The following is an 18808-nucleotide window of genomic DNA, read 5'->3' on the forward strand; positions in this document are numbered from 1 at the left end:
TCGGAATCAGGCTGCGTGGGCGAGTGTGGGCGAGTGCGGCGTTGCGATGGGTGAGTGCAGGGCCGGTGGCGCGCCCAGTGGCGCTGCGCCGAACCAGTGCAGTGTCTGCGCCAGCGCGGCCACCTCGCCCAGGATCAAGAGCGCCGGCGCGCGTACGGCGTGCAACCGGGCAGTGGCGGCCAGCGTGACCAGCGTACCGGTGATGACGCGCTGCTGCGGGCGCGAGCCGTTTTCCACCAGTGCAAACGGGGTGGCAGGTGCGCGGCCGGCCTGCAGCAGCCGCTGCTGGATGCCATCCAGACCCGCCACGCCCATGTAGAAGGCCAGTGTCTGCCGCTCCTGGCCCAGCGCCTGCCAGTCGAGCGTGTCCAGCGAGTCCTTGCAGTGTGCAGTGATCAGTCGCAGTGATTGCGCATGGTCGCGATGGGTGAGCGGGATGCCGGCGTAGGCCGCGCAGGCCAGTGCGGCAGTGATGCCGGGGATGACCTGGAAGCCGATCCCATGCGCATGCAGGAATTCCAGCTCTTCGCCGCCGCGGCCGAACACGAACGCATCACCGCCCTTCAGGCGCACCACCCGGCGGCCAGCGCGCGCATGGTCGAGCATCAACGCGTGGATCTGTTCCTGGCGCGTGCTGTGACCCTGCGCAGACTTGCCGACTTCCACCAGCAGCGCGTCACTGCGGGCCAGGCGCAGGATCTGCGGGCTGACCAGGCGGTCGTGCAGCACCACCTCGGCCTGCCGCAGGGCGCGCAGCGCATGCCGGGTGAGCAGGCCGGGGTCGCCGGGGCCTGCGCCGACCAGGGTCACGCTGCCGGGGGACAGTGGCGCGATGTGGGCGCGCTGCGTGGGGGAGGGCGCAGATGGGGCAATGGCGGGCGCGGCGCTGTGGGTCAGTAGGCGGTGGTCGGCGGCGGCAGCGCGCAAGGCATCGTTGAACTCGGGTGTGTCGCTGGCGGCGATGGTCAGCCACAACGGCGCATCGGGCAGTGCCAGCCAGGCGGGGTCGAAACGCCCGACCAGCCAACGCAGGTCTCCGGCCTGGGCCCATTGCTGCAGTTGCGGGGTCAGTGCCGGGGCGCCGACCAGCAGCAGTGCACCGGCCTGCAACAGCGCAGCAGTGGCGCGCTCGGCGGCGGCACCGCCACCGACCACCAGGACGGCACGGCCACGCAGGTCGGCAAGGAGCGGAAACGCAGCAGTCACGGTCCGGGGGATCGAAGGGGAGGGCCAGACCGTACCGCCGGCATATAGCCGTCGGAAATGACTTCATACACCCCGAAAATAGCGTTCGGTTATAAGCTGGCCCGCAGAACTCCTCTACAGTCGCAGTCCTTGTGGCGCCTCGCGCTTTTCTGGAGATAAGCCCATGACGCTGACCCAACTTCGTTATCTGGTGGCCATTGCCGATGCCGAGCTGAACATCACCCTGGCCGCTGCGCGGGTGCATGCCACCCAGCCCGGCCTATCCAAGCAGCTCAAGCAGCTGGAGGACGAGCTGGGCTTCCTGTTGTTCGTGCGCAAGGGGCGCAGCCTGGATACGGTGACACCGGCCGGGGTGGAAGTGATCGAGCGCGCGCGCGCGGTGCTGTCCGAAGCCAACAACATCCGCACCTACGCCGCCAACCAGCGCCGCGAGAGCCAGGGGCAGCTGACCCTGACCACCACCCACACCCAGGCGCGCTTCGTGCTGCCGCCGGCGGTGGCGCAGATCAAGCACGCCTACCCGCAGGTGAGCGTGCACCTGCAGCAGGCCGCCGAAAGCGCGGCGCTGGACCTGCTCAGCCAGGGCGATGCGGATATCGCGGTGGTGAGTACGGCCGGCGGCGAGCCCAGTGCCGGCATCGCGGTGCCGCTGTACCGCTGGCGGCGGCTGGTGGTGGTGCCGCGCGGGCACGCGCTGGATCACCCGCGCGCGGCGCCGGACATGCAGGCGCTGTCCGAACATCCGTTGATCAGCTACGAATCCTCCACCCGGCCGGGTTCGTCGCTGCAACGCGCATTTGCGCAAGTGGGGCTGGAGCCCAGCATCGCGCTGACCGCGCTGGATGCGGACCTCATCAAGACCTATGTTCGCGCCGGGCTGGGCGTGGGGCTGGTGGCGGAGATGGCGGTCAGCGCCTATGACGAAGACCTGCGCGCCTGGCCGGCACCGGCACCGATTGCCGAATGCATCGCCTGGGCGGTGCTGCCGCGCGACCGGGTGCTGCGCGACTACGCGCTGGACTTGGTGCATGTGCTGGCCCCGCAGATCGACAAGCGCGACCTGCGCCGCGTGCTGGATGGCAACCAGGCACCGAACTGGCCGCTGCCGCCGACCTGGGAATCGCTGACCCAGACCATTACCAGTTGAGCCGGGATTGGAGATTGGGAATTGGGAATTCGTAACAGCGGTGCTTGCCGCACCAATCTGCGATTTGCGATTTGATGTTGCACTGCACCGTCGGTGAAGTGCTTTAAAACCCTTTGGAATCAATAATCTGGATATGCTGCCGGGCGCGCCAACAGGCGCGCTGTCAGTGATTTTCCTGCTCCCTGTCAGGGCTGGCGGCGGTGGGGTGGATGGTGTCCATCAAGTTGCCCCCGGCGCTGTCGTAAACCCTTATAGCAGCCATGACACGACATCTTCGGATGTCTAGGGGTGGACGACGCAGGGCCGGCGATGCGGTGATCGCTTTGCCGGCCTGGTCAGTGGGGTGTCGTTGTGGGGTTGCTAGCGCTGTCGCATCACTGTCGCGCGAGACTGCGTGCAGTCGCGGCTGGCGCACCCGGGTCCCTGGGGAGAGGCCCGGCGTGCTTGGCGGCGGATCCGGGTCGGGAGCTCGGATCCGCCTTTTTTGTGGTTCATCGCGCCTTGCCGGGGCGTTCCGGGTAGACAGTCAGCCGAAGGGGTGAGGGCAGCCGTCCCAGGACGCGCGCACCACCGGCCAGCGTCTGCGTGCGGCGTTGACCGGTGGCGCTGCGGTCAGGCCAGGGGAATCCGCACCGAAAAGCAGGTGCCTCCCGCAGGCCGCAGCCGCACGCCGACCTCGCAGCCCAGGCTTTCGGCAGTGCGGTGCACGATCCACAGCCCGATCCCGAGGCCATCGCTGCATGGATCGGCTTGGCGGAACGCCTGGAATACCTGCTCTGGCTGGTCCAGGTTCAGGCCGATCCCGCTGTCGATGATTTCCACCACGGCGTAGCCAGGGCGGCGGCGGGCGCCGACCAGCACGCGTCCGCGCTCGGTGTACTTGACCGCGTTGCCGACCAGGTTGCCGATCAACGTGGTCAGCAAGGTGGCGTGGCTGCGCACGCGCAGTGAGGTCGGGACATGGCGCAGCGCCAGGCACTTGTCGATGGCCGGTTGGCGCCACACGCCCAGGACCGCATGCAGCACGTCTTCCAGTTGCAGCGTCTGCAGGTCGGGCATCGCGGATTTGCCGGCTGCCGCCAGCGTGGCCAGTTCGTCCAGCTCGCGCCCGACCTGGTTGATGGCATCGCGTGCAGTCACCAGGGTGGGAACGGAATCGACGTTGGCATGCCGGCGCATCTTGTCGATGGCGTAGGCTGCGGTGCGCAACGGTGTCTTGAGATCGTGCCCGGCGATGGCCATCAAGCGGCTGCGGTAACGATCGGACTGCTCGGCGATCAGCAGTGCGCGGCGCAATTCCAGCTGCGCCATGGTCTGCCGCGCCAGGGCACGCAGGGCTTCGACCTGCTCGTCGGTGAGCTGGCGCGGCTTGCGGTCGAGCACGCAGACCGTGCCCAGCGGCAGGCCGTCGGGCGTTTTCAGCAGCGCGCCGGCATAGAAATACAGCGGCGCTTCGCCGGTCACCAGCGGGTTGCGCGAAAAGCGGATGTCCTGGCGGGTGTCCGGTACCACCAGCACGTCGTTGTCCAGCAGTGCGTAGGCGCACATCGACTTGAACAGCGGCGTCTCGCGCTCGCCCATGCCCAGTTCGCTCTTGAACCACTGGCGGTCGGCGTCCACCAGGCTGATCAGTGCGATCGGGGTCTGGCAGATGATCGACGCGAGCCGGGTGATGTCTTCGAACGCCGCCTCGCGCGAGGTGTCGAGCACGCCGTAGCTGCGCAGCGCCTGGAGGCGGAGTGCTTCGCTCGGGGGCTTGGGCGCGCAGGGGAGTGGTTCGGCCGCTGGATCGGACAGGACGGTGCTCATGCGCGCAAGGTGATGGGATGAGCCGCAAGCATAGTGCATGACCGTGCGCAACAGGTGCGTGCCCCGACGCGCTGGTAGGGAACTGTGACTGTCGGCGTGGACACGCGGGCGTTGCCACTGCCTCGATGGGCGCCAGCCGTGCGGTTCGTCGGCCAGTGCGCAGTGCCGCCGCAAGCTGTCTGGCAGTCTCTTGTCGCGGGGTTGCCAGGGAACGCTTCCACGCGAAGGTCCCAGGACAAAGGGTGCGACATCCGGTCGCGCCGGGGCAGCCGGCAGCGCGGCGGGAGTGCCGGGCCGCTTACACTGCGGACATGCTGCGCTCGTTCCACCGCCACCGGCTGTTGCATCTGCTTGTCTGGCTGGCGCTGCTGCTATTGCTGGCAGCGCCGCCGATCAGCCGTTGGAGCCAGGTGCCATCGCAGGAGCCGATGTGCAGCAGCGGGCCGGCCGGCAGCATCGTGGCCGCGTCGTTTCCCGGGCAGGCGATGCCGTCGCCGTACGCGTGGCATCACACCGGGCATGCGGCCGGGATCGGGCAACAGCCAGGCGACCACGCTGCCGCCCGGCATGGCGAAGCCTGCGACTACTGCACGCTGGCGGCACGGCTGCTGCCCTGGCTGTTGCTGGCCGTGCTGTGCCTGTTGCAGTTGCGGCCAGCGCCGGTCGCTACGCGCGTCTGCACGTCATGCCGGACGGCGCTGCGCCGGGCAGCGCATGGCGCGCGCGGGCCACCACTGTCCGCGTGAACCTTGCCCGTCGCGGGCGTTCGTCTCACCACAGCCGCTACGTCGCCGACACCTCGGCCAGCGTGTGCGCGGCTGGATGAATCGCCGGTTGCCTTGAATCAAGCGCGCGCCCGCCGTGTTGCGGCGGTGCGCGGCTGTCGTGCCGTTTTGCAACGGCAAAGGATTGGTCATGCGTTGTGGGTTGTTGAGAACGTTGTGGTACGCGCCGTCGTTGGTGCTGATGTACGGGCCTGTGTGCGAGCTACAGGCGCAGGAGGCGGCATTGACGCTGGGCAAGGTGCAGGTCAGCGAGCACGCCCAGCGCTTCCCGGGCGCGGTGCGGGTGCTCAGTTCGGTGGATGTGATCGGCGGCGAACTGCTGCACGATCAGCACGTGGATTACAGCTGGGAGCTGTTGATGCGCGCGCCTGGCGTGCAGGTCACCCAGTTCCGCATGGGCACCGACGCCGGGCGATTTTCCTTTCGCGGTTTCAATGGCGAGGGGCGGATCAATGCGGTGAAGTTGCTGATCGACGGCATCCCCAGCAACGACAATGCCGGCGGCATGCCGTATCTGGACGCGGTGTTTCCGCAGGACATCAGCGCCATCGAGATCGCGCGCGGCACCAACGATGCGCGTTACGGCTTGAACGCCATCGCCGGCAGCGTGGACGTGCTGACCCGCAGTGGCGGCAACGATGGCCGGCTGAGCGTCACCACAGGGAGTTTCGGCGCACGCGAGCTGCAATTGGGCAAGGGCATCGAGCGCGGTGCCTGGAGCCAGAACTATGTGCTGGCCTGGCGCGATTCTGATGGCTACCGCGATCACGCCGATGCACGCAAGCGCAGCGTGGCCGGCAAGTGGTTCTACACCGCCCCGGATGGTGCCTTCCGTGCCGGGCTGACCACGCGTTACTACGACAACCATGCGCTGGAGGCCGGCTATCTGGATGCGGCCACCGCCGCAGCGGCGCCGCGCAGTTCACTGGCGTATGCGCAGGACGATCGCAGCGAACGTCGCGTGCGGCAGACTGCCCTGCATGCAGACGGTACGCTGGGTGCGCAGGCGCAGTGGAGCGCCAAGGCCTACCAGAACGATTACCACAACCAGCGTTGGGTGCGCTTCTCTGCCGCTGGCCTGCAGCAGGAGCGGGAGACCGACGAAACCCATCGCGGCGTGGTGCTGCGTGGCAACTGGCAGCCCGGCTGGGAGGCGATGGACGCCAGCCTGGAAGCCGGCGTGGATGGGCAGTGGCAGTCCAATCAGTCACAGCGGTATCGCACCGCAGCGCGTGTGCGCGGTGCGCAGTTGCGCGATTGGAAGTACGACCTGCGCACGCACGGCGCCTATGTGCAGGCGGTGCTCAAACCTACCGCGCGCCTGCAGCTGGTGCCCGGTTATCGCATCGATCGTATCGATGGCCAGTTGCACGATGTGCTGGCGGGCGTGTCTGCTCCCACCTATGACTACGGCACCATCAAGCAGCCCAAGTTCAGCGCCAGCTATCGCGTGGGCGAGCAGGGCAGTGCCTATGCCAACTGGGGGCGCAGCTTCCAGATTGGTAGCGGCGACGGAGCCTATCGTCGGCACGCTGCCAATCTGGGGCCATCGATCAACGATGGTTGGGAGGCCGGATTCAAGTTTGCGCCGTCGGCGGTGCTGGATGGGCGCCTGGCGTATTGGGAACAACGCGCCTCCGGCGAGGTGGCGACCGTGCTTGGCGTCAATGGTGTGCCCGGCATTGGCGATGTGGCCAACGTGGGGCGCACGTTGCGGCGTGGCTGGGATGCGCAGTTGAACCTGCAGCCAGCCGAGCACTGGCGCGCATGGATGTCGTATTCACGGCAAAAGGCCAGCATTGCCACGCCGGACCCAAGCGCGCCGACTACGCGTGGCAAGGAGATCGAAAACGTGCCGCATTGGTTGGCCACCGCCGGGCTGGAGTGGCAGATCACAGCAGCGGTGCAGCTCAGCGTCTGGGGCAATGCGCAGGGCGATTACTACCTTGAACGCAGCAACACGCTTGGCCGCACCGGCGGTTATGCCCTGCTCAACCTCGGCGCGCGCTGGAGCGTGAACGCACGCAATGCGTTGAGCCTGCAGCTGCGCAATGCAACCGATCGCAGCTATGTCTATGCGTGGTACGACAGTGGTAGTTCGGGCTATTCGCCGGGCGATGGCCGCGCGCTGTCGCTGTCCTGGGACTGGAGCTTTTGAGACGACCTACACGCGCATTGACGCCAAGTGGTTGCGGCAGCAGCAAGCCGATCTGGTTCGCGACGGTGTCGATGCACCACACCTGCAGGCCACTTCGCACTGCCTGGGAGCGGGCTTACCATCGCGCAATTGGCCGTCAGTAACCCCAGCGCGACGTGCAAGCATCCCCGCCGGATCCGTGGGATAACATCCCCCGCTAGCCGCTATCAACGCAACATCTGCAAGGAAACGCATATGAGCGATGCCAAAGAATCCCGTTATGCTGCCCTGGCGCGCCGTGTGGTGGAGGCGCATGCAGCCCAGCTGCTGCACGATGTGCAACGCATCAACGAGCGCACGCTGCGTGAGCTTGGTCCATTGCCACATGGCGGGCTGCCGGTACAGGTCAAGCGCAAGCCCAAGTCGGCACCCTGGGCGCAGCCAGTCCAGCATTCCACACCACCGCATGCCGACGCGCCGCCTGGACCGCACCTGGCCACTGCTGAGAGAAAAGACATTGCCATGCACAAGCCCACTCCGTCCTCCGTTGAAAACGGCTTGCCTGCGCCTCCTGTGCCGCAGAAACTGAGAGAGCTATTGAAGGACTACCCCGAGCTCATCGAGCGGCTTCAACAGCAGCTGAACTTTGCCGTGCGGCGACCATCAAAAGTAACTCCGCCATTCGAGTGGGCGATATGGATGTTGGAGGATGAACTCGGTTCATTTATCTCCGAGGCTCGCGAGGAGATTGAGCGCGCACAGGCCGATGATGATGCTGAAAAAATAAAGAGCGCCGAGCAGAAAAAGCTCCTAATGCTTCGGGCTAGCTCAAAGTATGTATGGATTACCGATGATGAGTTTGGATCTTACTTCAGTTGATTGAGGATAAATCAATGAGCATCGCTCCAGGCAAGGTCGATGATGAATTACATAGCCATATTTTTTCTGATGAAATTATCCCTGAAAGTGGCTTGAATGATGCCACTACTCAATTGGAACCCAAAGCAATTATCCTGGCAGGGCAGCCCGGTGCCGGCAAAGGTGGACTTGCCAAGTCGGCAGCACTTGAGCTTCAAGGAGATGTTGTTCCGATTGATCCGGATGAGTTGCGCGAATTCCACCCCCAAATATCAGCCCTCCGCAACGCACACCCCTACACCTGGTCCGGTTACACCCAGGCCGATGCCAGCCAATGGGCTGAAGAGTTGCTGCAGGCCACGGTGGAAGGCAAGAAGAACCTGATCTTCGACACCACGCTCAGCAACGGTCAGTGGAGTTCGGAGTTAATCCAGCAATTGCAGTCACGCGGTTATGTCGTCGAAGTGCGGGCGATGGCTGCGCCCAAGCTGGAAAGCGAGCATGGCGTCGATGAGCGCTTTTCAGTCTCGCTCGATCAGCGCGGCCATGGCCGCTACGTCCCCGAAGGCGCCCGCGACGCGATCTACACCAAATTGCCGCAAAGCCTGGATATCGTGCACGCGCAGACCACTGCACCGATCCGCATTTTCAACCGCCAAGGCACCGAGGTCTATGACAGCCGCAGCGATGCACGTCCGCCGGGGCAGGCGCTGGAAGCCGCGCGTCATGCGCGCCTGAAGGACCCGGAGTTTACCCGGCAGCTTCGGGACGCCTGGCAGCAACAAGCCGATTGGCATCGCGATCTGCCGTCACATGTGCAGCAGATCCCAAACGCCACTGGCGCCATCCAGCAGCATTTGCTGGCAGAGCATGCCGATCTGCACGTCAAGGATGGGGCTGCAAGTCGTCTGGAAGGCATCGCCACCGTCGACGAACTGGTACGCCCGGGTGCGCCACCCGCACGCGCGCCGATGCCCGACCCCGAATTCCCCGGCCTGCGTCGTGCAGGCATGACAGCGGGGCTGGCGGGTGTAGGAGTTGCCGCAAGCGCCTACGATGCCGTGCAGACCGGCGATCGCATCGGCAGCTTGCTGGCGCAGGACAATCTTGCCGCTGCCCGTTCGCAAGCGCTGCACTTCAGTGCGCGTGGAATGGGTGGCTGGGTCGGCGGAACGGCCGCTGCTGCGGTGGTGGGCACCACGGGAGCCGGGCCGGTGGGGCTGGTCATGGCCGACGCCTATCTGTTCAGCATGGCAGCAGACAAGGCCGCCACGCTCTGGGATCAGCGTCAGATCCATACCCAGACCGACAAGCAGCATGTGCGCTGGGAATTCGATGGCAGCCAGTGGTTGCGGCATGAGCGGGCCGACCTGTTGCGCGACGGTGTTGATACGCCGCACCGGCAGGCCATGTTCGCGCTGCCCGAGAAGGCACGCGAGCTCAATTACTACGCCAGTGGCCAGGCGACCGAGCAGGCGCTTGGCGCGGTAGCGCCGCGCAATCCCTTCGTGCAGCCGTCCAGCCAGGCAGATGCCGCGCATCTGTACCAACGCGATTGGCGGCGTGATGCCGACAACGGGCAATGGTCGCGGATGGTGGCCGACGAGGTTGATCGCAATGATCGGCCAGTCTGGACTCTCGACCCGGCCAGCCCCGAGCGCGCTGTGCAACTGGACCAGCAAGCGGCGCAGGTGATCGACGGCAACATCGCCCATGGGCAAGCAGCCATTGCAGCGACCTATCAAGCCGCCCACCGGCGCAACGGCTGGGACGATTTCGGCCCAATGCCCGCCGCCGTGCAAGCCGCGTTGAGCGCGGACGCCCTGCAGGCCTCNCTGACGGCAGGCACTACCTGCGCGATACGCGTGGCCAATGGCGCGCTGGCGAGGACGTGGCGCACGGCACGCTCGCAGCGGAGCTGGATGCCACCCGCCAACAGCTGCAGCCCGCCCTGGCGCAGCACGCACAGGCGATGGCGCAGATGCCCCAACGGCAGCTTCCCACGGCGCAACAGCAGGATCAGGCCAATCTCCAGGCGACCTATGCCGCCTACGGGGTTGCGCCCAATGCCACGACCGCAGCGGCCATCCAGCAGGCGCTACAACACACCCGCGATGCAAACGCCATCGACGCCTCCACCACCTCGCTGGCGCTGGAGCGCGATGGGTCCGGCCATTACTCGGTGGACAGCCCGGTACGGCATTTGCGTCGCGATGCCGATGGCACGGTGCGGGTTGCGGCAACCACCACCACCGAGGAGATCCGCGAGGCCGTAGACCAACTCCAGGCCCAGTCCCTGCAACCGGCCAAGGCGCACGCGGCGCCAACCGAACACGCCGCACCCGACCACACCCACTCACCGGACACCGCGCTACGCCCTGGCGACCGTGGCGTCGCGCTGCAGGATGCGCCACATCGCACGATGGTCATGCCCTCCACACCATCGCCGGCAACAGCGCCCGAACGCAGCCAACCCGATCTGCATGCGCAACAGCAGCAACAAGCGCTGGAGCAACAACGCCAGCTGCAACTGCAGCAGGATCAACAGCTGCTGTTGCAGGCCCGGCAATACCAGCAGGAGCAGGCACAGCGCGAGGAGGACGAGAACAGCCGCAAGGCGCAGCGCGACAAGGAGCTGTCGGCCACCGCCGTCCAAGACGATGCGCACACACCGCCGCCAGGTCTACGCCCTTATAGCGATCCCGCGCATCCCAAGCATGCGCTGTATGCGGACGTGCAAGAGCGGATGCAGAAGCAGGGCCACGATTTTTCGGAAGAGCGCCTGACTCAGATCACTGCGGCGCTGAACGAATCCTACTTCAAGCCCGGCTGGAAGGGCGAGTTCTATGTGGCGCGCGACACCGTGTTTGCGCTCAATTACGACCACCCGCTTGGCATCGCGCGCGTGCAGATGCACGAGGCGGCACCGTCGGTCCAGGCTTCGATGGAGGTGGCACAGGCCGGCGATCTGAAGCACGCGCAGATCAGTGAGTACATCGCCCAGAGCCGCCTGCAGGCGCAAGCACAGTCGCAGCCCGGCATGGGCATGTAAGGCAGTCGGACGCACGGTCGTCTGCGCGCACAATGGCGCCAGCGTGCAGGAAGAAGCGGGAAGCCCTGTGCCAAGGCTCGATGAGCGGTGGTACTGGCCAAGTGCGGGGTGGTGGAGCGCATGCATGCCTGGAACAAGCCTGCACGCCGATTCGCCATGCGCGGCTGACCTGCGTTGCAGAGGCATGGGGATGGCTGGCCCAGACAAGACGACTCCTGCTGCGGTTGACTTTCAGAGCATGTGAAAAACCGCTCAAATGTCCTCGTGAATACCGCACTCGCGCTTGAGCCCGAAAAAGCGCGTGTCTTCCTCGCGCATGCCTGGCTCCCAACGGCGGGTGGTGTGGAAATCGCCGATGGAGACGTAGCCCTGCTCCCATAGCGGGTGGTAGGGCAGGTCGTGGGCCTGCAGGTATTGCCAGACGTCGCGGTCGGTCCAGTCGGCGATGGGGCTGATCTTGTAGCGGTCGCCGCGCTTCTGCAGGATCGGGGTCTGCGCACGGCCGCGCGACTGGCTGCGGCGCAGGCCGGTGAACCAGGTGCCTACGTTGAGCTCGTCCAGTGCGCGCCGCATCGGCTCGACCTTGCGCAGGTTGTTGTACTGATCGATGCCCACCATGCCCTGCTCCCACAGGCGTCCGTGGCGCGCTTCCATCCAGGCGCGGCTGACCAGCGGGCGATATACCTTGAGGTTGAGCTTGAGCCGGTCGGTCAATGCATCGGCAAAGCGGTAGGTTTCCGGAAACAGGTAGCCGGTATCGATCAGGATGACCGGGATGCCTGGGCGCTGCTGGGACAATAGATGCAGCGTGACCGCCGATTGCGCACCGAAGCTGGACGACAGCGCCGCCTCTTGCGGCCCGTGCTGCAACGCCCAGGCCACGCGCTCGTCGGCGCGCAGGGGTTCCAGTTGCGCGTTGAGTGCATCCAGGTCGTCTAGCGCCGAAGCGCTGTTCGATGCGGCGGGCAGCGCAGTCATGCAAGCAATTCCAGGTCGAGGTGACGGTGGGTGGGGTAGGGCGGCAACGCGATCAACGCGCTGCGATGCAGGAAGTCGCCGAAGCCTTCGTCGCGGGCCTGGTCGCGTTCTGTCGCATAGCGGGCCAGCAGCGGGTCGAGCGCGGCGAGGATCTCCGCTTCGGTGATGTTTTCGCGGTACAAGGTGTTGAGGCGTTGCCCACGTCGGTCGCCGCCCAGCATCAGGTTGTAGCGGCCGGGCGCCTTGCCCACCAGCGCGATCTCGGCCAGGTAGGGCCGTGAGCAACCGTTCGGGCAGCCGGACAGGCGCAGCACGATGGGCGTGTTGGCCAGGCCATGCCGTTCCAGTAGTGGCTGTAGCGCCGTGCTGAAGTCCGGCAGGTAGCGCTCGGCTTCGGCCATCGCCAGGCCGCAGGTGGGCAGTGCCACGCAGGCCATTGCGCCGCGTGCAAGCGCGGTGGCCGCATGGTTGCCGGCATCCAGCGCGTAGTGCGCGACCAGGGTATCGATGCGCGTGCGCTGTTGCGCCGGTACACCGGCAATGACCAGGTTCTGGTTGGGCGTCATGCGGAACTGGCCCACCTGCAGCTGCGCGATGGCGCGCAGACCGCTCAGGTGTGCGGCAGTGTCGGTGTCGGCGATGCGGCCGGCCGGTAGCGACAGGGTCAGGTGCCACAGGCCGTCTTCGCCCTCCACCCAGCCATAGCGGTCGCCGTTGTGGTCGAACGCAAACTGCTGCGCCGGTTGCAGGGCGAACCCGGCGCGGCGCTCGATCTCGGCCACGATGGTGCCCAGGCCGTGATCGTCGATGGTGTACTTGAAACGCGCCCGCTTGCGCACCGCGCGGTTGCCCAGGTCGCGCTGGGTGGTGACCACCGCGGTGGCGACATCCAGCAACTGCTCGCGGCTGACGAAGCCGATCACATTGGCCACGCGCGGCCAGGTGTCGGTATCGCCGTGGGTGGCACCCATGCCGCCGCCGATACTGACGTTGTAGCCGAGCAGTTCGCCCTCGCGCAGGATCGCGATGAAGCCCAGGTCGTTGGCGAACACGTCCACATCGTTGAGCGGCGGTGCGGCGAAGCCGATCTTGAACTTGCGCGGCAGATAGCGCTCGCCGTAGATCGGCTCGTCTTCGCTGCCGGAGCCGGACACGCGTTCTTCGTCCAGCCAGATTTCGTAATACGCACGCGTGTTGGGCAACAGATGCTCGGACACGCGCGCCGCGTCGGCATACAGCGTGGCATGCGCCTGCGACAGCAGCGGGTTGGCCGCGACCTGCACATTGCGATTGACATCGCCGCAGGCGGCCAGGGTGTCGATCAAGGTGGCATTGATCGCCTGCATGGTGGCCTTGAGCTCGCGCTTGATCACCCCGTGGAACTGGAACGCCTGGCGGGTGGTGATGCGCAGCGAGTGATTGGCGTAGCGCGTGGCGATGCCGTCCAGCGCCAGCCACTGGCTGGGCGAAATCACCCCGCCCGGCGTGCGCGTGCGGATCATGAACTGATAGGCCGGTTCCAGCTTTTGCCGGCGCCGCTCGTCGCGAATATCGCGGTCATCCTGCTGGTAGCTGCCGTGGTACTTGATCAGCGTCTGATCGTCCTCGCGCAGCGCCCCGGTCACCGCATCGGCCAGGCTCTGTTCCAGCGACCCCCGCAGGCGACGGCTTTCGGATTTGATGTCTTCGACGGAGTGGCTCATGGGAATCGGGAATCGGGAACGGGGAATCGTAGAAAGCGGCTTGGTCTGCCGGGAGAGTTCAGTTGCGGGCTGTACCGATTCCCGATTCCCCACTCCCGATTCCCGGCCTCAATAGACATCGCGCGCATACCGTCCCTCCACCTGCAGCTGGGTGAGATGGGCCGCCGCGGCTTCCGTATCCAGCGCGCCGTGGGTGCTGACGATGTCCAGCAGTGCGGCGTGCACGTCTTTGCCCATGCCGATGGCGCCGCACACGTACACATGCGCGCCGCCTTGCAGCCAGGCATAGACCTCGGCGCCACGCGCGCGCAGACGGTGCTGCACATAGACCTTTTCGCTGTGATCGCGCGAGAACGCCAGGTCCAGGGCATGCAGCTCGCCGCGCTGCAGGGCCTGCTGCCACTCGGCCTGGTACAGGAAATCGGTGTTGAAGTGCTGGGCGCCGAAGAACAGCCAGTTGCGGCCGCTGGCACCGATTTCGGCGCGCTCCTGCACGAAGCCGCGGAAGGGCGCCACGCCGGTACCCGGGCCGATCATCAGGATGTCGCGGTCGATGCCGGCCGGCACGCGGAAGCGTGCGTTCGGCTCGATGTAGACCGGTGCGGTGTCGCCTTCGGCCAGCGCGGCGAGAAAGCCGCTGGCCGACCCCAGGTGCGCATGACCGTGGGCCTGGTAATGCAGCTCGTCCACGGCCAGATGCACCTCCTCGCCCACACGCTTGCGGCTGGAGGCGATGGAGTACAGCCGTGGCGTGAGCGGGCGCAGGCTGCTCAGCAGGCTGGCGTGGTCCCAATCCGCCGGCCAGCGGCGCAGCACGTCGATCACCTGGTGATCGGCCAGCAGCGTCGCCAGGCCGGCGGTCTGGGTCGGGGCGAGCAGCGCCTGCAGCTCGGCGACACCGGCGCGCTCGGCATGTGCGGCAAGAAATGGCCGCGATAGCTTGGTCAGTTCACGCCGGTTGCCCAGCCAGTCGCGCAGGGCCAGGCTGTCTTCGCCGATGGTGACAATGGCATCGCCATCCAGTTGCAAGACGTCCAGCAGCGGGTCCACCAGGGCCGGCGGATTGCGATGGACGATGCCGAGCGCATCGCCGGGCTCGTAGCTCAGGCCACTGCCCTCCAACGAGAATTCCAGATGCCGCACGCGCTTGCCCGGTTGTGCGTAGACACCGAAGCCCGGTCCCTTGAAGTCGCGCCCGCTGATGATCTGGTTTGCCAGCAGCTCGGCGCCGAACGGGCGCTGGTGCGACCAGACCGGGGCCGCAGGGCTGCTGCGCAGTGGCGTGATCGTGGCCGAGTGCGGGCCGCTCTTGAGCTGTTCGCGCGCGTGCTTGAGTGCCTGCGTGCGCCAGGGGGTGGCCACGCTGTCGATGTCCAGGTCGGCTTCGCCGCGCGGCTGCACGCGGCTGCCGCCCAGCTCGGCCAGGCGTTCATCGATGCGCCGCGCAATTCCGCAGAAGTCCGCATAGCTGGAATCGCCCAGGCCCAGCACCGCGTACTTGAGCTCGGGCAGCTTGGGGGCGCGGCGGCCGGTGAGCCATTCCACCAGGCCGATCGCATCGTCCGGCGGGTCGCCTTCGCCCTGGGTGCTGATGACCACGTACAGCAGGCGTTCGCTGGCCAGCTCGCGGGTAGGGTAGGCATCGGCGCGCAGCAGCCGCACGGCCAGGCCCGCTGCCTCGGCGTCGGCGGCCAACTGCTCGGCCTGTCGGCGGGCATTGCCGGTCTGGCTGCCATACAGCACGGTCAGGCGCTGACTGTCCTGCGCCACTGCCTGCGGCTGCCCGCCCGGCAGCACCGCCAGCGCGCGCGGCGGCTGGCCCTGGGCCAGCCCGGCGGTGTAGCCGGACAGCCACCACAGCGACGCGGCATCCAGGCCGTCGACCAACCGCTCCAGCAGTGCCTTGCGCTCGTCGGGCAAGGGGCTGGGCGGTAGCGCGGAGCTGGCGGCAGTCATTCGGGTCCAGGGGCTTGGATGAGACCGACGATGTTAGGGATGCGTTGCGGCCGCCAGAAAGGAGCAGCCGTTATCGCGTTATGCCGGCCGCTTATTTCGGGCAGGCAGTCGCCCGGCACACACTGCGGCGCCTTGCCCTACCATCGGATGGCCCGCCACCGATGCCGACGCCATCCCGATGACCCTGCCACCGCTGTCCCACCTCGACCGGCTCGAAGCCGAAAGCATCCACATCCTGCGCGAAGTCGCCGCTGAATTCCGCGCACCAGTGATGCTGTATTCGGTCGGCAAGGACAGTTCGGTGCTGCTACATCTGCTGCTCAAGGCGTTCGCGCCGTCGCCGCCGCCGATTCCGCTGCTGCATGTGGACACGCGCTGGAAGTTCCGCGAGATGATTGCCTTCCGCGACCGCCGCGCGGCCGACACCGGCGTGGAGCTGCGCGTGCACATCAACCCCGACGGCATCGCCCAGGACATCGGCCCGATCAGCCACGGTGCCGCCGTCCACACCGACATCATGAAGACCCAGGGCCTGAAGCAGGCGCTGGAGCAGGGCCGCTTCGATGCGGCGATCGGCGGGGCGCGGCGTGACGAGGAGAAGTCGCGCGCCAAGGAGCGGGTGTTCTCGTTCCGCAATGCGCGCCATCGCTGGGACCCGAAGAACCAGCGCCCGGAGCTGTGGAATCTGTACAACGCACGCACCCGCCACGGCGAGAGCGTGCGCGTGTTCCCGCTGTCCAACTGGACCGAGCTGGATATCTGGCTGTACATCTACCGCGAACAGATCCCTGTGGTGCAGTTGTATTTTGCCGCACCGCGCCCGGTGGTGGAGCGCGACGGCGCCTGGATCCTGGTCGACGACGCGCGCCTGCCGCTGCACCCTGGCGAAACCCCGCAGCTGCGCTCGGTCCGCTTCCGCACGCTGGGCTGCTACCCACTCACTGGCGCGATCGATTCCACCGCCGACACGCTGGAAGCGGTGATCGCCGAAATGCTGGTCAGCACCAGCTCCGAGCGCCAGGGCCGCATGATCGACCACGCACCGGGCGCCTCGATGGAACAGAAGAAGCTGGAGGGGTATTTTTGATGAGCCGGGAATCGGGAGTCGGGAATGGGGAATCGGAACAGCGGCTAGCCGCGAACGTCAAGACGGAGGAGGACGCCGTTGCGATTCCCGATTCCCGATTCCCGATTCCCGGCAGCATCGCTGCCTACCTCCAACAGCACGAATCCAAGCCGCTGCTGCGCTTCATCACCTGTGGCAGCGTGGACGATGGCAAGAGCACGCTGATCGGGCGGTTGCTGTACGACAGCAAGCGCTTGTTCGACGATCAATTGGCGGCGCTGGAAAGTGATAGCCGCCGCCATGGCACGCAGGGCGAGGGCATCGATTACGCCTTGCTGATGGACGGGCTGGCGGCCGAACGCGAGCAGGGCATCACCATCGATGTGGCCTACCGTTATTTCGATACCGACCGGCGCAAGTTCATCGTGGCCGATTGCCCTGGCCACGAGCAGTACACCCGCAACATGGCCACCGGTGCGTCCACCGCGGATGTGGCGGTGGTGCTGGTGGACGCTCGCAAGGGGGTGCTGACCCAGACCCGCCGGCATAGCTACATCGTGTCGCTGCTGGGCATCGGCCACGTGGTGCTGGCGGTCAACAAGATGGATCTGGTGGACTACGACGCGCAGGTGTTCGCCCAGATTGCAGAAGGCTACAAAACGCTGGCCGCACAGCTGGGCATCGCCGATGTGCAATGCATCCCGTTGTCGGCGCTGGCCGGCGAAAACCTGTCCGCCCCGTCCACCCGCATGCCGTGGTACCAGGGGCCGTCTCTGCTGCAGCATCTGGAGAGCGTGCAACTGGCGTCGCCAGAGGACGCCGGCAGCCTGCGTCTGCCGGTGCAATGGGTCAATCGACCCAATGCGCAGTTTCGCGGCTACGCCGGCACCCTCGCGGCCGGGCAGGTACGGGTAGGCGATGCGGTGGTGGTGGTGCCCTCCGGGCGGCGCTCGCAGGTCGCCAGCGTGCTCGATGCCAATGGCGCGGCGGATGCTGCACGTGCCGGTCAGGCGGTGACGCTGACCTTGTCCGACGAAATCGATATCAGCCGCGGCGACATCATCGCCGGTATCGACGATCCGCCCGAAGTGGCCGACCAGTTCGCCGCACATCTGTTGTGGATGGACGATGCCGCGCTGCTGCCGGGGCGCCCTTACTGGCTGAAGATTGGCGCACGCACGGTCACCGCGAGCATCAGCGAGATCAAGCACAAGGTCGATGTGAATACCCAGGAGCGCCTGGCCGCCAAACGGCTGGAGCTCAATGAGGTGGGCTACTGCAATCTGTCGCTGGACGAGCCCATCGCGTTTACCCCGTATGCGCGCAATCGCGTGCTGGGCGGCTTCATCCTGATCGATCGGCAGACCCATGCCACCGTGGCTGCTGGCACGCTGGAGTTCGCGCTGCGCCGTGCCGGCAACGTGCATTGGCAGCATCTGGATGTGGACCGCAGTGCGCGGGCACGCATCAAGGGCCAGGCGCCGCGCGTGCTGTGGTTCACCGGCCTGTCCGGCGCCGGCAAGTCCAGCGTGGCCAACCTGGTCGACAAGCGCCTGCATGCGCTGGGCTATCACACCTTCATCCTGGACGGCGACAACGTGCGCCACGGGCTCAACCGCGATCTGGGCTTCACTGACGAGGATCGCGTGGAAAACATCCGCCGGGTGGCCGAAGTCGCCCGGTTGATGGCCGATGCCGGGCTGATCGTGCTGGTCAGCTTCATCTCGCCGTTCCGCGCCGAGCGGCAACGGGCGCGCGAACGCTTCGAGGCGGGCGAGTTCGTCGAGGTGTTCGTCGATGTGCCGCTGGCGGTGGCCGAGGCACGCGACGTGAAGGGGCTATACCGCAAGGCCCGCGCCGGGCAGATTCCCAATTTCACCGGCATCGACTCGCCGTACGAGCCGCCCGAGGTGCCGGAAGTCCATCTTCACGCCGACGGTGAGAATGTAGCAGCGCTGGCGCGCCAGGTACTGGGGTATCTCGGGCTGGAGCGCTGAGCGCGACGCATGCGGCAAAGCGGACAGTGACCAGGCAGTAGGCGGTACGCGTGATCGGTGGGCATCATGTACGCCATGATCGAGTTGCCGCTTGGGCTCGCTTGGCGCTGTAGC

Annotated in this window: 12 protein-coding genes; 7 read left to right on the forward strand and 5 right to left on the reverse strand. The window is 66.4% G+C overall.

The window, feature by feature from the left end; translation table 11 throughout:
* Positions 1–6: 6 nt before the first annotated feature.
* Complete coding sequence (cobA, locus tag XcuCFBP2542_RS09845) at positions 7–1206, reverse strand: uroporphyrinogen-III C-methyltransferase (RefSeq protein ID WP_104603406.1); 1200 nt, start codon at positions 1204–1206, stop codon at positions 7–9.
* A 163-nt stretch (positions 1207–1369) separates the two neighbouring features.
* Here cobA and XcuCFBP2542_RS09850 point away from each other — a divergent pair, with 163 nt between their 5' ends.
* On the forward strand, positions 1370–2353 hold the full coding sequence (locus XcuCFBP2542_RS09850) for a LysR family transcriptional regulator (protein ID WP_104603407.1): 984 nt from the start codon (positions 1370–1372) through the stop codon (positions 2351–2353).
* Positions 2354–2965: 612 nt separating this feature from the next.
* Here XcuCFBP2542_RS09850 and XcuCFBP2542_RS09855 read toward each other — a convergent pair.
* Positions 2966–4162 carry a sensor histidine kinase gene (locus XcuCFBP2542_RS09855; RefSeq protein ID WP_104603408.1) on the reverse strand — a complete coding sequence of 399 codons (1197 nt, stop codon included), beginning with the start codon at positions 4160–4162 and terminating at the stop codon, positions 2966–2968.
* Positions 4163–4473: 311 nt separating this feature from the next.
* Between XcuCFBP2542_RS09855 and XcuCFBP2542_RS09860 the strand changes: the two genes are divergently transcribed.
* From XcuCFBP2542_RS09860 to XcuCFBP2542_RS20015, 4 genes are all read left to right on the forward strand, one after another.
* Positions 4474–4908 (forward strand): DUF2946 family protein, encoded by a 435-nt coding sequence (locus XcuCFBP2542_RS09860; protein WP_104603409.1) that lies wholly within the window; start codon positions 4474–4476, stop codon positions 4906–4908.
* A gap of 193 nt (positions 4909–5101) precedes the next feature.
* On the forward strand, positions 5102–7105 hold the full coding sequence (locus XcuCFBP2542_RS09865; protein ID WP_170066976.1) for a TonB-dependent receptor: 2004 nt from the start codon (positions 5102–5104) through the stop codon (positions 7103–7105).
* A gap of 234 nt (positions 7106–7339) precedes the next feature.
* Positions 7340–7963 (forward strand): hypothetical protein, encoded by a 624-nt coding sequence (locus tag XcuCFBP2542_RS09870; protein ID WP_104603411.1) that lies wholly within the window; start codon positions 7340–7342, stop codon positions 7961–7963.
* A gap of 14 nt (positions 7964–7977) precedes the next feature.
* Positions 7978–9776: zeta toxin family protein (locus XcuCFBP2542_RS20015; protein WP_249027635.1), on the forward strand; the 1799-nt coding region annotated here is incomplete at its 3' end.
* Positions 9777–11246: 1470 nt separating this feature from the next.
* Here the strand turns inward: XcuCFBP2542_RS20015 and XcuCFBP2542_RS09880 are convergent.
* From XcuCFBP2542_RS09880 to XcuCFBP2542_RS09890, 3 genes are all read right to left on the reverse strand, one after another.
* Positions 11247–11972 (reverse strand): phosphoadenylyl-sulfate reductase, encoded by a 726-nt coding sequence (locus tag XcuCFBP2542_RS09880; RefSeq protein WP_104603412.1) that lies wholly within the window; start codon positions 11970–11972, stop codon positions 11247–11249.
* Positions 11969–13675: an assimilatory sulfite reductase (NADPH) hemoprotein subunit gene (gene cysI / locus XcuCFBP2542_RS09885; RefSeq protein WP_104603413.1), complete on the reverse strand. Its 1707-nt coding sequence runs from the start codon at positions 13673–13675 to the stop codon at positions 11969–11971. The genes XcuCFBP2542_RS09880 and cysI overlap by 4 nt, the downstream gene beginning before the upstream one ends.
* Before the next feature lie 108 nt (positions 13676–13783).
* On the reverse strand, positions 13784–15631 hold the full coding sequence (locus XcuCFBP2542_RS09890; protein WP_104603414.1) for an assimilatory sulfite reductase (NADPH) flavoprotein subunit: 1848 nt from the start codon (positions 15629–15631) through the stop codon (positions 13784–13786).
* 178 nt (positions 15632–15809) lie between these two features.
* On the opposite strand from XcuCFBP2542_RS09890, the gene cysD reads away from it, so the two are divergent.
* Complete coding sequence (cysD, locus tag XcuCFBP2542_RS09895; protein ID WP_104603415.1) at positions 15810–16718, forward strand: sulfate adenylyltransferase subunit CysD; 909 nt, start codon at positions 15810–15812, stop codon at positions 16716–16718.
* Positions 16718–18694, forward strand: a complete 1977-nt coding sequence (gene cysN / locus XcuCFBP2542_RS09900) for a sulfate adenylyltransferase subunit CysN (protein WP_104603416.1) — start codon at positions 16718–16720, stop codon at positions 18692–18694. The genes cysD and cysN overlap by 1 nt, the downstream gene beginning before the upstream one ends.
* Positions 18695–18808: the final 114 nt, after the last annotated feature.

The sequence above is a fragment of the Xanthomonas cucurbitae genome (assembly GCF_002939885.1).
GTDB lineage: Bacteria > Pseudomonadota > Gammaproteobacteria > Xanthomonadales > Xanthomonadaceae > Xanthomonas > Xanthomonas cucurbitae.